Annotated in this window: 13 protein-coding genes and 1 pseudogene; 2 read left to right on the top strand and 12 right to left on the bottom strand. The window is 61.9% G+C overall.

Annotation, left to right across the window (positions count from 1 at the left end):
* Positions 1-242: 242 nt before the first annotated feature.
* From ACSSVH_RS01910 to ACSSVH_RS01870, 9 genes and pseudogenes are all read right to left on the bottom strand, one after another.
* Entirely contained in the window at positions 243-1817 is a 1575-nt protein-coding gene (locus ACSSVH_RS01910; RefSeq protein ID WP_169952376.1) for an SPOR domain-containing protein, read from the bottom strand.
* Positions 1818-1827: 10 nt separating this feature from the next.
* Positions 1828-2928 carry a 3-dehydroquinate synthase gene (aroB, locus tag ACSSVH_RS01905; protein ID WP_492634004.1) on the bottom strand — a complete coding sequence of 367 codons (1101 nt, stop codon included), beginning with the start codon at positions 2926-2928 and terminating at the stop codon, positions 1828-1830.
* A 147-nt stretch (positions 2929-3075) separates the two neighbouring features.
* The gene (gene aroK, locus ACSSVH_RS01900; RefSeq protein ID WP_169952380.1) at positions 3076-3594 is read right to left on the bottom strand and encodes a shikimate kinase AroK; all 519 of its coding nucleotides are present in this window, start codon (positions 3592-3594) and stop codon (positions 3076-3078) included.
* Positions 3595-3598: 4 nt separating this feature from the next.
* Positions 3599-4930 (bottom strand): type IV pilus secretin PilQ, encoded by a 1332-nt coding sequence (locus ACSSVH_RS01895; protein WP_492634690.1) that lies wholly within the window; start codon positions 4928-4930, stop codon positions 3599-3601.
* 69 nt (positions 4931-4999) lie between these two features.
* Positions 5000-5401 (bottom strand): annotated as a pseudogene (locus tag ACSSVH_RS01890) (pilus assembly protein PilP); the annotation flags it as partial.
* Between the two features lie 116 nt (positions 5402-5517).
* Positions 5518-6138 carry a type 4a pilus biogenesis protein PilO gene (locus ACSSVH_RS01885; RefSeq protein WP_169952385.1) on the bottom strand — a complete coding sequence of 207 codons (621 nt, stop codon included), beginning with the start codon at positions 6136-6138 and terminating at the stop codon, positions 5518-5520.
* Positions 6135-6686, bottom strand: coding sequence for a PilN domain-containing protein (locus ACSSVH_RS01880; RefSeq protein ID WP_169952387.1), 552 nt, complete (start codon positions 6684-6686; stop codon positions 6135-6137). The genes ACSSVH_RS01885 and ACSSVH_RS01880 overlap by 4 nt, the downstream gene beginning before the upstream one ends.
* Positions 6686-7339: a type IV pilus biogenesis protein PilM gene (gene pilM, locus ACSSVH_RS01875; protein ID WP_169952390.1), complete on the bottom strand. Its 654-nt coding sequence runs from the start codon at positions 7337-7339 to the stop codon at positions 6686-6688. Before pilM ends, ACSSVH_RS01880 begins: the two co-directional genes overlap by 1 nt.
* Positions 7340-7364: 25 nt before the next feature.
* On the bottom strand, positions 7365-7508 hold the full coding sequence (locus tag ACSSVH_RS01870; protein WP_169952392.1) for a hypothetical protein: 144 nt from the start codon (positions 7506-7508) through the stop codon (positions 7365-7367).
* 51 nt (positions 7509-7559) lie between these two features.
* On the opposite strand from ACSSVH_RS01870, the gene ACSSVH_RS01865 reads away from it, so the two are divergent.
* The gene (locus ACSSVH_RS01865; protein WP_407073411.1) at positions 7560-10001 is read left to right on the top strand and encodes a penicillin-binding protein 1A; all 2442 of its coding nucleotides are present in this window, start codon (positions 7560-7562) and stop codon (positions 9999-10001) included.
* Between the two features lie 131 nt (positions 10002-10132).
* Here ACSSVH_RS01865 and ACSSVH_RS01860 read toward each other — a convergent pair whose 3' ends face one another.
* From ACSSVH_RS01860 to rpmE, 3 genes are all read right to left on the bottom strand, one after another.
* The gene (locus ACSSVH_RS01860) at positions 10133-11401 is read right to left on the bottom strand and encodes a malic enzyme-like NAD(P)-binding protein (protein WP_057958076.1); all 1269 of its coding nucleotides are present in this window, start codon (positions 11399-11401) and stop codon (positions 10133-10135) included.
* A gap of 183 nt (positions 11402-11584) precedes the next feature.
* Complete coding sequence (locus ACSSVH_RS01855) at positions 11585-12391, bottom strand: thermonuclease family protein (protein ID WP_492634003.1); 807 nt, start codon at positions 12389-12391, stop codon at positions 11585-11587.
* 14 nt (positions 12392-12405) lie between these two features.
* Complete coding sequence (rpmE, locus tag ACSSVH_RS01850; RefSeq protein WP_029296053.1) at positions 12406-12636, bottom strand: 50S ribosomal protein L31; 231 nt, start codon at positions 12634-12636, stop codon at positions 12406-12408.
* A 202-nt stretch (positions 12637-12838) separates the two neighbouring features.
* Between rpmE and ACSSVH_RS01845 the strand changes: the two genes are divergently transcribed.
* Positions 12839-15058 (top strand): primosomal protein N', encoded by a 2220-nt coding sequence (locus ACSSVH_RS01845; protein ID WP_169952397.1) that lies wholly within the window; start codon positions 12839-12841, stop codon positions 15056-15058.
* Positions 15059-15072 lie beyond the last annotated feature (14 nt).

The raw sequence follows: 15072 nt of genomic DNA, 5'->3' as shown, positions 1-15072 counted from the left end.
GGTCATTGTACACACCGACACAGACGCCCACAAATTTGGCGACGAACTGTCGCAAATCTATGTCGCATTTATGAAAGGTTTAAAGCGATATGCTGTGCTAGTCAAAACTTTTTTAATTCTGACTGCTACTACTCAAAAGCTACTGTGAGGCAGACACCACAAAGCGCGCGGCCTTCAGGGCTGCACGCTTTGTTGTTTTTTTTGAGGTGCTGGGAGGGCGACCTGGGTAAGGTCGCCGGACTTCAGCGAGTTGTTGCGAGTTCTTGTTGAACGCTGGCAACAGTGCGAGGCCAAGGTTTACCAGCCTGAACCTTCGCTGGCAAGGCCTTGATCGCGGAATCGGCTGCCGCGCGGCTCGGGAAACTGCCGTAGGTGATCACGTAGAGAGGCTTGCCGTTGAGCACTTTCTTGAAATAACGGTACTCGCCGCCCTGCTCTTTGACGAACGCCTGGGCGTTGGCTTCGGAGCTGGTGCCGAGGATCTGCACCACGTAGTTCTTCGCCGGTTGGCTGCCGTACCAGCCGCTGCCGGCAGCGGCCTTGGCCACGGTCACCGGTTTTTCAGCAGGCTTGGCGACGGGTGCAGGCTTGGCCGCCGGGGCTGGCGTCGGCTTGACCACGGGTGCCGGGGTTGGCTTGGCGGTGGCAACCTGGGTCGGCGCAGGCGTCGGCTTGGCCGCAGGCACCGGTGCCGGGCTGGCTGTCGCGCCAGGCGGCGGAGCCACGGTGGTGACGGTCGGTGGCGTGGCACTGGAGCCTTCTACCGGCACGCCGTCGTCGCCTTCGGAAATGGCACCGGCCTCTTCTGCCAACGGGCCACGCATGACCGGCTGGCCGACCATCGGCAGGTTGGTAGGCTGGCCAGAGCCGGCAAACTCAACGGCTGGTGCGCCATTGGTAGTGGGCTTGCCCAGTGGCAGCTGCGCCTGCTCGGTCGGTGCACCTGGAGCAGTCGGGGCCTTGCTACGGCCGGGAATCAGCCAGGCGGCGGCAACGGCAACCACGACAACAGCAGAAATCGCCAGTACGTGTTTCTTCGGCATGGTGAACCCCATCTTTGGACGCTTAACCGCAGAGCGGCTGGCAATCATTGCTTCGATCATCGCATCCCGGGCCACCTGGTTGATGGTGCCAGGCCAGCCGTCGGAGCTTTCGTGAATATCAGAGATCTGCTGGGCAGAGAAAAGTTCGATGCCCTGGCCGGCACCTTCAAGGCGCTGGGCCAGGTACTCGCGGGTTTCTTCTTCTTCGTAGGGCTGCAATTCGATGACGTGAAACAGCTCTTGCTCGCCACTGAGCTGCTCCAGGTCGGCAATCAGCGAAGCCTCACCGAACAGGAATACATGCGGGCGCCCTTCCGGCGTACCCGCCGCCAGGGCGAGCAACGCTTCCAGGGCGGACTCGTCGAGCTGCTCGGCATCGTCCACCAGCAGGTAGACTTCCTGGCCGGTCAGGCCCAGTTGCACCACTTGCTTGAGAATTGCAGTCGGCTCGGCATTGGCCACGTCCAGCGCCTGGGCGACCTGGCGCAACACGCCTGCCGCATCGCCGGCACCACGGGCGGAAACCACCACGCTCTGCACCGATTGCTTGTTGGTGCTGGCCACCAGGGCCTGGCGCAGCAGGGTCTTGCCGCTGCCCAAGGGGCCAGTGACCACCAACAGCAACTGGCTGTAGCGAGCCAGGTGGTGCAACTGCCCCAGCACCGGCTTGCGCTGTGCAGGGAAAAACTTGAAACCGGGGACCCGTGGCGCAAAAGGGTCATGGCTCAACTGGTAATGGCCGAGGAAAGCCTCGTCGGCATGCAAACTAGTCATCGGGATCTGGTTAACCTTTCAGCTGGGCCAGGGCGCGGTAATCCGCTCCCAGCGTGGCCTGTAGAATCTCTTTCGGATAATCGTCGGTCACTACCGCTTCGCCCATTCGGCGCAACAGCACCAGACGCAAACGACCATCGATCACTTTCTTGTCTATCGCCATATGTTCAAGGAAATCGGCTTCAGTCATCTCCTCGGGAGGAATGACCGGCAACCCGGCGCGCTGGAACAGGCGGATACCACGATCACGCTCTTGGACACTGATCCAGCCCAGGCGTTGCGACATCTCCAACGCCATCACTGTGCCAGCCGCCACGGCCTCACCATGCAGCCAGACACCATAGCCCATGTGGGTTTCAATCGCATGGCCGAAGGTGTGGCCCAGGTTCAGGGTGGCGCGCACGCCAGACTCACGCTCGTCGGCATTGACCACCAGCGCCTTGGCCGCACAGGAGCGGGAGATAGCCTCGGTCAGCGCCACCTGGTCCAGGTTGCGCAAGGCATCGACGTGCTCTTCAAGCCAGGTCAGGAAAGGCTCATCGCAGATCAACCCGTACTTGATGACTTCCGCCAGCCCCGCCGACAGCTCGCGGTGCGGCAGGGTATTGAGGGTGGCGGTGTCGATCAGCACGGCATTGGGCTGGTAGAACGCGCCGACCATGTTCTTGCCCAGGGGATGGTTGATCCCGGTCTTGCCGCCCACCGACGAATCGACCTGGGACAGCAGGGTGGTCGGCACCTGGATAAAGTCCACGCCACGCTGGTAACAGGCCGCGGCAAAACCGGCCATGTCGCCGATCACGCCGCCGCCAAGGGCCACCACCGTGGTACGCCGGTCATGGCGCGCGGTGAGCAGCCCGTCAAAGATCAATTGCAGGGTTTCCCAGTTCTTGAAGGCTTCGCCGTCGGGCAGAATCACCGAGATCACCGAATACGCCGCAAGGCTGCGACTCAGACGCTCAAGGTAGAGCGGCGCGACGGTCTCGTTGGAGATGATTGCCACTTGTCGCCCGGCAATATGCGGCGCGAGCAACTCGGGCTGGTCCAACAAGCCTTCGCCAATATGGATCGGGTAGCTACGCTCGCCAAGATCGACCTTAAGTGTCTGCATGTGTCCCCGCGCTGAAGATGGAAGCAGGCGTCCTGCCCTGTATTAACGTTGTCGGCACCGTCGAGATCGGACGCTGCCTGATGGCTCTACGCCACACCTCGGACGGTTGCAACGCGCTGCCGAGGATAGCGCATTTCGGCCCTGGCTTTAACGGGGTGGCAACTGCTGCAAGCGTTCGAGAATGTCGATTACGACCATGCGCGGTGGCCGTTCATCGGTTTCCACCACCAGATCGGCGATTTCCCGATAAAGCGGATCGCGTAGGGTCAGCAAGTCCCGCAGGGTTTTCTCGGGGTTGGCGGTACGCAACAATGGCCGGTTGCGATCACGTGCGGTGCGCCCTACCTGCTGCTCGACCGACGCATGCAAATAGACCACCCGACCGCCATCCCGCAGCGCCCGTCGGTTTTCCTCGCGCATCACCGCACCGCCGCCGGTGGCCAATACCACGCCATCGCAGCCGCACAACTCGGCAATCATCGCCTGTTCGCGGTCACGAAAGCCCAGTTCGCCTTCCTTATCGAAGATCCACGGGATATTGGCGCCCGTGCGCAATTCAATTTCCTTATCGGAGTCTTTGAATGGCAGGCGCAGCTCTTTGGCCAGCAAACGGCCGATGGTGCTTTTTCCAGCCCCCATCGGCCCTACAAGAATCAAATTTCGCACAGAATCAACGACTCACAGCAATCGCCTGGTTATTCATAATACGCGGAGTCAGGAATACCAGCAGCTCGGATTTTCTTTGGGCAACGACATCACGCCGGAAAAGGCGGCCAAGATACGGCACATCGCCCAAAAATGGCACTTTATCTACCACCTTGCTCTGGTTTTTGGAGAAAACCCCGCCAAGGACGATGGTCTCGCCGTCCCTGACCAGCACCTTGGCGTTGACCTCGTTCTTCTTGATCGGCGGCACATCGTTGAGTTTGTTCAGGTAGTCCGGTTCATCCTTGGTCACCCGAACCTCCATGATTACCTGGTCGTCCGGAGTGATTTGCGGCGTCACCTCCAAAGAAAGCGAGGCTTCCTTGAACGAGACCGAGGTCGCCCCCTCGGACGTAGCTTCCTGGTAAGGAATCTCGGTACCCTTGAGAATCCGTGCGGTTTCCTTGTTGGACGTGACCACCTTGGGCTGGGAAATCACCTCGCCATTGCCGCCCTTCTCCATGGCGGTGAGCTCCAGGTCCAGCAGCACGTTATCGGTGATAAACGCGATGCCAAGGCCGGAGCTTGCATTGACGACGCCCAAGTCCACGAAGGGCGAGCTATCGGGAGACTCGCCATCCCCTGTCGGGCTTTTATCCACCCCGCCACCACTCCAATTACCTTTGTTACGCAGCAACCCGCCCCAGCGCACCCCCACACTTTTGTCATAATCGACATTGGCTTCGACTATCCGCGCCTCGATCATCACCTGGCGCACCGGGATATCCAATTGATTGACGATGCGCCGCAGCTCCTCCAGACGCTCTCCCGTCTGGTAGGCAATGATGTTGTTGGTGCGATCGTCTACCGTCACCGAGCCACGCTCATCGGCCACCCCCTCAGGCCCGCTTACCGACTGGAACAGCTTGGCCAGCTCAGACGCCTTGGCGTAATTGACTTGCAGCAGCTCCCGGCGCAGGGGCGCCAGCTCGGTCATCAATTTGCGCGATTCCAGGGCCAGTAGCTCGCGGGCAGCCAGCTCTTCGGCCGGCGCCACCAGCAGCACATTGGCCGTCACACGCTTGTCGAGGCCCTTGGCTTGCAGCACCAGGTCCAGGGCCTGATCCCACGGCACGTCCTTGAGGCGCAGGGTAATCGAGCCGTGCACATCATCACCGGCCACCAGGTTAAGCCCGGCCACGTCGGCAATCTGCTGCAGTACTGCGCGGACCTCGATATCCTGGAAGTTGAGGGAGAGCTTGTCGCCGCTAAACGGGCGACGCCCGCTACCCTGGGGCGAAGCACCGGGTGGTGGCAGGTGAATCAGGTCGATCCGATTGGGCACAGCCTCAGTCATCGGTGCCGTGAATGCTATCCATAGCGCCACACCGAAGGACGAAATAATCCTTTTCATTTTTTGCTTCCGTTATGAGTTCACGTTCAACACCAAGGTGCGCGGGCGCTCAAGCCAAGCGCCCTCGCCATCGGGGAAAAGTTCGACCAGCTCCAACTGACCTTCATGGATCTTCACGACGCGCCCATGATCGGCACCCAGGTAATCCCCCACCGCCAGGCGATGAACCCCTGCTGCGCCGCGCAGCAGGGCAAAAGTCTGCGCGCCCAGGGACAAGGTGCCGACCATCTGGAAGTGGTCCACGGCAAACCCTTCGAGAAACTGCCGGGGGCGGTCTAGGTCCGGGGCAGGCCCAGGCTTGCCGGTGGGACGACTGGCGGGTTGGTCCGGTGGCTGGAAAGGGTCACGCAAGGGAGTCGGGCTGGAGACAAAGCGTAGTCCCGCCAGTGTTGCAGGCGTTTCGTCAGCCAGCGGCACTGCCTGCTGGCGAATAGCTTGCAACTCGGCGTTCAGCGCCTGCAATTGCGGATCACTGTCGCATCCAGCAAGCAAGACCAGGCTAAGGCCCAGGCCCGCAACCTTGAAGCGGCTCATGGTAATGCTCCCTGGTTGCCGTACCGGTAGGTCTTGGCGAGCATCGTCAGGCTCAGCAATGCGCCAGCCTGGGAATCCACAGGGCGAATGACAAAGTCATGCAGGGTCACGATCTGCGGCAACCCGGCCACGCCACTGATGAAGGCCAGCAGGTCGTGATAGGTGCCCACCAGCTTGAGCTGCATCGGCCGCTCGACGAACACCGGTTGCACCTGTTCGTCCAGCACACTGAGCTGTTCGACCAGCACCCCGCTGACCTGACCCAGCCGGGCGAAGTCTTCCAGTAGGCCGGGCATTTGCGTAAGTGTCGGCATTTGGCGCAACTGCTCGGCAAAGGCAGTGCGCAGGGTTTCAAGCTCACGTACCACGCCCTCATGCTCGGCGGCTTGCCGGGCTTTGGCAGCAAACTGCTGGCGCAGCGTTATTTCTCCCGCCTCCTGGCGCTGCAAGACCTCACGGGCACCGCCCAGGTAGATAGCATCCCCCGCCGCCAGCACTAGCAAGGCAAGTACCGCGCCCAGCAGAATCCTGCCAGCCAAGGGCCAGTGGGCGATGTTGCGGTACAGCGTGGACAGTTGCAGGAGTGCCAGCCCTGACGGGCTGGACACAAGGCTCACCGCTGCGTCTCCTGGTGCTCCCCATGGTCCACCATCAACTGGAAGGCACTGCCGGCTGCGCCCTCCTCGGCCCTCACATGACGCAGATTGGGCGCCCGCAGGCTGTTGGAAGCCTCAAGGCTACGCATCAACCGCGCGACATCATCGTTGGACACCGCCGTGCCGGTGACTTGCACCGATGTGCCGCTGACGCTGACCTCGCTCAGTTGGATACCATCGGGCATCGCGCGGGCCAACTGCTCGAACAATTCCTGGCCCGATGCACGATGACCCTGGAGATCTTCGACCACCTTCATCCGCTCCATCAGTTGCTGGCGCTGTTCGCGCAGCTCGTCGATGGTCTTGATGCGCGAGTCCAACACCGTGACTTGCTTGCTCAAGTGGTTGTTGCGGGCCACTTGTCGATCAATCGCCCGGTCAATGACCCGGTCGGCCAGCCATACGGCGGCCAATGCAATAGTGGTGATCACCAACAGGAAAATCAGGAAAAACTTGCGACGGCGCTCAGCGCGTTCTTCACGCCAGGGTAAAAGGTTGATTCTTGTCATCAATCGAAACTCCTGAGGGCCAAACCGCAGGCGACCCGCAATCCCTGGGCATCGGCAGCCCATTGTGCACTATTGATCCCACTCCCCGGCGCTATCCGGGCAACCACCTGGTCGGTCATCCGCGCCAGGGCAAACGCCTCTACATCCACCACTCGCGCAACCAGGCCGGCCAGGGCCAACACTGCTTCGCGCGCCTCCACCTGCTCCTTGAGGCACGCCACAAGCAGTACATCAACATAACCGGGTTCACGACCCGATGGGCCCTGGACCTGAAAATCAATTGCAACCTCATCTAACGGATAAGGAATGTACTGGTCGGCTTCACAGCGCAGGCGCTGCTCCATCTCGTCGGCCTCAAGCCCCGCCTCCAGCGCCACCACCCGGCTGATCACCGATGGCCCCGCCACGGCAACTGCCGCATGGGTGACCTGGGTCCGGGCCCGGAACAATGCCTTGGAAAGGGTCTGCGCGACAACCTCCAGATCAACGATATTACTGTCGAGCACCGCATGGCCAGGCAGAGGCTGGCTCGCATACGCGCGCACCGCATAGCCATCGCCGGCGCGGGCCAGCTCCAATATCTTCACGTTGCTGTCCTGGATGTCCACGCCCAGTACGGTATCGGCTTTTCGCTTGAAAAATCCCTTTTTCATAAAACTCCCTAAAGCTTTGCCTGTCTCAGGGCTGGTCAGTTCCGGGTTTGATGCATTCGGTCGGCTCGGTTGAGCGGCGCCCATGACGCTCCGAGGCGAAAAATGCTTTAATGCCCAGCGTTTTTTCCCGCTTTTTATCTGCAGGTCGGGTCGATACATCTTTAGTCATGCCTATCCCGACACCTAACTCATTCTTTTCTCTGGAAATCCAAAAGCCTTGATTCGTCTGCTGAAGTTTTTCGGGTACTCCTTCGTCGCTATCGTTTGCGGGCTGCTGCTCGTGTTCAGCGGCGCCTATCTCTACCTTAGTCCGGGATTGCCCTCGGTAGAGGCCCTGAGAAGTATCCAGTTGCAGATTCCTTTGCGGGTCTACAGCAGCGATGAAAAACTGATCGCGGAGTTCGGCGAAATGCGCCGCACCCCGATCCGTTTCGCCGACATTCCACCCAATTTCATCAATGCCCTGCTGTCGGCTGAAGACGATAATTTTGCCAACCACTATGGCGTGGACCCCAGCAGCCTGGTGCGCGCAGCCACGCAGCTGGTAAAAAGCGGACACATTCAATCGGGCGGCAGCACCATCACCATGCAGGTGGCGAAGAACTTCTTCCTCACCAGCGAGCGCAGCTTCTCGCGCAAGGCCACGGAAATCCTCCTGGCGCTGCAGATCGAACGCCAACTGACCAAGGACGAAATCCTTGAGCTGTACGTCAACAAGATCTACCTGGGCAACCGCGCCTATGGGATCGAAGCGGCGTCCCAGGTGTACTACGGCAAGTCGATTCGCGACGCCAGCCTGGCACAAATGGCCATGATTGCCGGCCTACCCAAGGCCCCGTCGCGCTTCAACCCGCTGGCCAACCCGGCCCGCAGCAAGGAGCGTCGCGACTGGATCCTGGGGCGCATGTACAAGCTGGGCAAGATCGACCAGAACGCCTATGAGACGGCGGTGGCCGAGCCGCTGAACGCCAGCTACCACGTGCCGACGCCAGAAGTCAGCGCACCGTACATCGCCGAGATGGCCCGCGCCGAAATGGTTGGCCGCTATGGCAGCGATGCCTACACCGAAGGTTTCCGCGTTACCACGACCATTCCGAGCAACTTGCAGGAAATCGCCAACCACGCGGTGCATGAAGGCCTGATCACCTATGACCAGCGCCACGGCTACCGTGGACCGGAATCGCGCCTGCCGGGCAAGACCCTGAGCGCCTGGACCGTCGAACTGGGCAAGCAGCGCTCCATCAGCGGCCTGGATCCAGCCATCGTCACCCAGGTAAAAAAGGATGGCGTGCAGGTCCTGACCCGCAGCGGCGAAGAACATGTGGCGTGGGACAGCATGAAGTGGGCGCGCCCCTTCCTGAACACCAACAGCATGGGGCCGATGCCCAAGCAGCCATCTGATGTGGCCCAGGTCGGTGACCTGATCCGCGTGCAGCGCCAGAAGGACGACAGCCTGAAATTCAGCCAAGTCCCGGTCGCCCAGGGCGCACTGGTCTCCCTGGACCCGCAGAACGGTGCAATCCGCGCCCTGGTCGGGGGCTTCGCCTTCGAGCAGAGCAACTACAACCGCGCCACCCAGGCCAAGCGCCAGCCGGGCTCCAGTTTCAAGCCATTTGTCTACAGTGCCGCGCTGGATAACGGCTACACCGCCGCCAGCCTGGTCAACGACGCGCCTATCGTGTTTGTCGACGAGTACCTGGACAAGGTCTGGCGCCCGAAGAACGACACCAACACTTTCCTCGGCCCGATCCGCGTGCGCGAGGCGCTGTACAAGTCGCGCAACCTGGTATCGATCCGCCTGCTGCAAGCGATGGGCGTGGGCAAGACCATCGACTACATGACCCGCTTCGGCTTCAACAAGCAGGACCTGCCGCCCAACCTGTCCCTGGCCCTGGGCACTGCGACCCTCACGCCAATGGAGATCGCCACCGGCTGGAGCGTATTCGCCAACGGCGGCTACAAGGTCACGCCGTACCTGATCGACAAGATCGAAAGCCGCAACGGCGACACGCTGTTTGTCGCCAACCCGCCGAGCGTGCCCAACGGCGTTGCCGCCAGCGATGGCCTGGCCGCGCCCGCCAATGGTGGCATCACCGTCGAGCCTGCGCCTGGCACGGCACCTACCGATGCCGCTTCTGCCCCGCAGGCACCGGCGGTGGCAGAGCGCGTGGTTGATGGGCGGACCACCTACATTCTTACCAGCATGCTGCAGGACGTGATCAAGCGCGGCACCGGCCGTCGCGCCCTGGCCCTCGGCCGCACGGACCTGGCAGGCAAGACCGGTACCACCAACGAATCCAAGGATGCGTGGTTCTCCGGCTACAACGCCGATTACATCACCACCGTCTGGACGGGTTACGACCAGCCAGAAAGCCTCGGTCGCCGCGAATACGGCGGCACCGTCGCCTTGCCGATCTGGATGAGCTACATGGGCGCCGCCCTCAAGGACAAGCCGGCTCACACCCAGGCCGAGCCGGAAGGCATCCTCAGCCTGCGCATCGACCCGATCAGCGGCCGCGCTGCAGCACCGGGCACGCCGAATGCGTACTTTGAACTGTTCAAGAGCGAAGACACGCCGCCGTCGATGAATGAACTGGGCAATGGCGTGGCACCGGGCAGCCCGCTGCCAGCGGATGAGTCGGCGCCAATCGATCTGTTCTGACAAACACAGATCCAATTGTGGCAGCGGGCCCGCTCCCACATTTGACGGTGTACCCTCCCACCGTTTTGCACAGCCACAAAAAAGCCCCGACTCGCAAGAGCCGGGGCTTTTTGTTGGTGCGCTACAACGGCTTAGCCGTTGAACACATCATCCACGCTTTGCAGCGGGTAGTTCTTCGGATACGGCAGGGTTGCCACACCTGTCTCGATGGCGGCCTTGGCCACGGCATCGGAGATCACGGTGATCAGGCGTTTGTCCATTGGCTTGGGAATGATGTACTCACGGCCAAATTCCAGCTTGGCGCCACCGTAGGCGTCGCATACGTCCTGAGGTACCGGCAGTTTGGCCAGTTCACGCAGGGCGTTGGCGGCAGCTACTTTCATCTCTTCGTTGATGCGCTTGGCGCGAACGTCCAGGGCGCCACGGAAGATGAACGGGAAGCCCAGTACGTTGTTGACCTGGTTCGGGTAGTCCGAACGGCCAGTGGCCATGATCACGTCGTTACGGGTGGCGTGCGCCAGTTCCGGGGCAATTTCCGGATCAGGGTTCGAGCAGGCGAACACGATCGGGTTGGCCGCCATGGACTTCAGGCCTTCGGCGCTCAGCAGGTTCGGGCCGGACAGGCCGACGAACACGTCAGCACCATCCAGTGCGTCAGCCAGGGTGCGCTTGGAGGACGGGTGGGCAAACATCGCCTTGTACTGGTTCAGGTCGGTACGCTCGGACTGGATCACGCCCTTGCTGTCGACCATGTAGATGTTTTCAAGGCGGGCACCCATGCTCACGATCAGCTTCATGCACGAGATGGCCGCGGCACCGGCGCCCAGGCAGACGATTTTCGCGTCGGACAGGGTTTTGCCAGCGATTTCCAGGGCGTTGATCATGCCGGCCGCAGTAACGATCGCGGTGCCGTGCTGGTCATCGTGGAATACCGGGATGTCGCACTGTTCGATCAGGGCCTTTTCGATCTCGAAGCACTCAGGTGCCTTGATGTCTTCCAGGTTGATGCCACCGAAGGTGATGGAGATGCGCTTGACGGTGTCGATGAAGGCTTGCGGGCTTTCGGAGTCGACTTCGATGTCGAATACGTCGATGCCGGCAAAGCGCTTGAACAGCACGCCCTTGCCTTCCATCACTGGCTTGGAAGCCAATGGGCCGAGGTTACCCAGGCCGAGAATCGCGGTGCCATCAGAAATCACTGCAACCAGATTGCCCTTGCCGGTGTATTTGTAGGCCAGTTCAGGATCTCGGGCGATTTCACGCACGGGCTCGGCTACACCGGGGCTGTACGCCAGCGACAGGTCGCGTGCGGTAGCAGTGGCTTTGGTGAGCTCGACACTCAGCTTTCCTGGACGAGGATGGGCATGATATTCGAGAGCGGCAGTTTTCAAATCAGACATATCGGCATTCCGCTTTTTACTGTTGGACGACGGACCGCCGAGGATACTCGTGTCGCAAAGTCCCTACAAGACTGGGCAGTCACCGGTGTCAAGGGCCCTGCCCTACGACTTTCGGCCAAGAGCCACGGGATACAAGGCCTACAACTGTTCACAATCGACTGAAAAAATGTCTACAATTTTTTCTTATTGTGCCAATTGCAGCATGCCGGGATCGGTCAAGGGGAGCAGCCAGCGTGCCTGGCCACTTTTCAGGCCACCACGTCGGGAACGGTCCAGCACCCAGCCACGAGCCTCGACCTCCTGGCCTTGCAGGCGCTTGAGCAGGGCGTTATCAAATTGCCCGACCAGATTGGGTGCAACCCGTAATACCAGTGAGTCCTGCAATTCGATCCAGATCCCGCCGCGATTGCGTTCGACCTTGCTCACGCGCCCGCTGACCACGGCGAAGCCCGACTGCTGGATTTGCCCGGCTTTCTGCACAGGCGACTGGCGCCACAGACCCAACCTGGCCGCCCGCGCACTGCGCTCGGCGGCTTGCTGGCAGGCGACCAGATCGACATTGGGCGCCACCGCCACCAGGAACCCGAGGCCCTCGGCGAGCAGTTGCGCCTCCAGATTCGCACCGCTGGCCCCATAAAGGTGCGCCAGGGTTCGCCCATAACGGTCCTTGCCCTCACGACCCGACACCAAGCCGACCCGGCCACCACTGGCATCCACCAGCCCTTGCAGGCGTTGGCGCGCGGCCACGGCGAATGGCTCGTCCGGGCGGCCTTTCTTGCCGGTCTCCGGGGCGTTGACGCCGATCATGCGCACACTGCGCCCGTCCTTGAGACGGACGGTGTCGCCATCCACCACGCGCTGCACCTCGACGGCGCTGACCGAGGCCGGCGCTGGGCAAAACACCTCGGCCTGGGCGGCCGACAGCCAAATCGCGGGCACAAAAAAGGCGCCCACAAGGGACGCCTTCTTCATAAGCAGGTAAAAGCCCATCAGGCTTTCGAACCTTACTCTGCAGCAGCTGGAGCTTTCTTGCCGAAAGCACCGAAACGGTCGGCGAAGCGCTGTACACGGCCGCCAGTATCCAGAGTCTTCTGCTTACCGGTGTAGAACGGGTGGCACTCGTTGCATACGTCAGTACCCAGTGGCTTGCACAGGTTCGAACGAGTTTCGAACTTGTTGCCGCAGCTGCAAGTAACTTGGATGGTTTCGTACGCTGGATGGATATCGGCTTTCATGGTGTCTTCCTCAGGCTAGCGTGCCGCCACTCGACACTATTGTCGAATACCGCACGTAATTAGGCCGCGGATTCTACCAGAGCTTTTTAATCACGCAAGCGCCGCCATGCCCCCTTTCATCAGAAACTGTGGCAGGACACTCCCCTGCGGGTCTGCTAGGCTCGCGCCCTTCTTCACCGTCTGCCATATGAGAACCTCCCGCGTGCCCGACGCCATTTTGCGCCTCGCCCTGCCCTCGCCCCTGCGCCGCCTCTTCGATTATCGGGCGCCTGCGGGTGTCGTAAGGTCGCAGTTGCAGCCGGGGATGCGCGTGCGCGTACCGTTTGGCCGGCGGGAGATGATCGGGATTCTGATCGAAGTGGCGGACCACAGCGAAGTGCCGGCAGAAAAGCTCAAGCCGGCCCTGGCCATCCTGGACGCCACGCCGCCACTGCCGGCGTCGCTGTTCAAGCTGTGCCTGTGGACTTCCCAGTATTACCAGCACAGCCTGGGCGACACCTTGAGCTGGGCGTTGCCAGTGCTGTTGCGCCAGGGCGAGCTGGCCGAGACCCGCCAGGAGCGCTTCTGGTCGATAACGCCCGGCGCGCGCCTGGACGACCCGCGCATCGCCCGCGCCCCGCGCCAGCGCGAGGCCCTGGCCACCCTGGCGCAGCATCCACATGGCGTGGCGCACCAATTGCTGAGCAAACTGATGCTGAGCAAGGACAGCCTCGACCTGTTGCTGGCCAAGGACCTGGTGCAGGTGGAAATCCGCCGCCACGCCCCCGGCGAGCGCCACGAGCACTGGCTGGCACAACCGGAACTGCCACTGAACCCGGAACAACGCGCCGCGTTTGAGGCCATCAGCGCCGGCGCCGACAGCTTCCACGCGTTCCTGCTGGCCGGCGTCACCGGCAGCGGCAAGACCGAAGTCTATTTGCAACTGATCCGCGAAACCCTGGAGGCCGGCAAGCAGGCCCTGGTGCTGATCCCCGAGATCAACCTCGGCCCCCAGACCCTGGCGCGCTTCGAGCAGCGTTTCAATGCGCGGATCGCCCTGGTGCACTCGGCCGTCAACGACCGCGAACGCCTGGAATCCTGGCTGGCCGCCCGGGACGGAGAGGCCGACATTATTATCGGCACCCGTTCGGCGCTGTTCACGCCGATGAAAAATCCCGGCCTGATCATCATCGACGAAGAACACGACGGCTCTTATAAACAGCAGGAAGGCCTGCGCTACCACGCCCGCGACCTGGCCCTGGTGCGCGCCCGCCAGGAAAACATCCCGATTGTGCTCGGCTCGGCCACGCCCTCCCTGGAGAGCCTGCACAACGCCTACACCGGGCGCTACGGCCTGCTGCGCCTCAACGAGCGCGCGGGCGGCGCCAAGCAACCGCGCTTCCTGCGCCTGGATGTGAAAAGCCGGCCACTGGACAGCGGCATCTCCGGGCCGATGCAGCAAGCCATCGGCCAGACCCTGGCGGCCGGCCAGCAAGTGCTGGTGTTCCTCAATCGCCGGGGCTTTGCGCCGACCCTGCTGTGCCACGACTGCGGCTGGATGTCCGAGTGCAACCGCTGCGATGCGCGCATGACCGTGCACCAGCGCTCCGGCGAGCTGCGCTGCCATCACTGCGGCCATGTGGAGCGGGTCCCGCGCCACTGCCCGCAATGCGGAAAAGTCGACCTGCGGCCCGTGGGCGCAGGCACCGAGCGCGCCGAGGAACGCCTGGGGATTCTGTTTCCGGACTTCCCGGTACTGCGGGTGGACCGCGACAGTACGTCGCGCAAGGATGCGATGAACCAGCTGTTCGCCACCATCCAGAAAGGCCAGCCGTGCATCCTGGTCGGCACGCAGATGCTTGCTAAAGGCCATCACTTCCCACGGGTGACCCTGGTCTCGATCCTGGATGCCGACGGCGGGCTGTTCTCCGGGGACTTCCGCGCCAGCGAACGCATGGCGCAACTGATCGTGCAGGTCGCAGGCCGCGCCGGGCGCGCCGAAGAGCCTGGCAAAGTGATCATCCAGACCCACCTGGCCGACCACCCCCTGCTGATTCAACTGACAGAACAAGGCTATTTCGCCTTCGCCGAGCAGGCGTTGAGCGAGCGTCGCTCCGCCGGCTTGCCGCCCTTTGCGCACCTTGCGCTGTTGCGCGCCGAGGCCCATAAACCGGGGCAGGCCGAAGGTTTCCTGGACGAGGCATGCAGCGCCGCTGAACGTTTGCTCGGTGAGCTGGGTCTGAGCGGCATCGAGTTGCTGGGCCCTGTGCCAGCACCGATGGAGCGCCGCGCCGGACGTTATCGCGCCCAGCTCCTGTTGCAAGCCACCGCCCGCGCACCGCTGCATCGGCTATTAAGTAGCTGGTTACTTGCGCTGGAGCAAATGCCCAGCGGGCGACAGGTGCGATGGTCGTTGGATGTCGATCCGGTGGATTTGTACTGATAGATAAATTGCTA

This window comes from Pseudomonas sp. HC1(2025) (genome assembly GCF_058742075.1).
The sequence above is the reverse complement of the archived record's forward strand: the minus strand, read 5'-3'. Positions and strand labels throughout refer to the sequence as shown.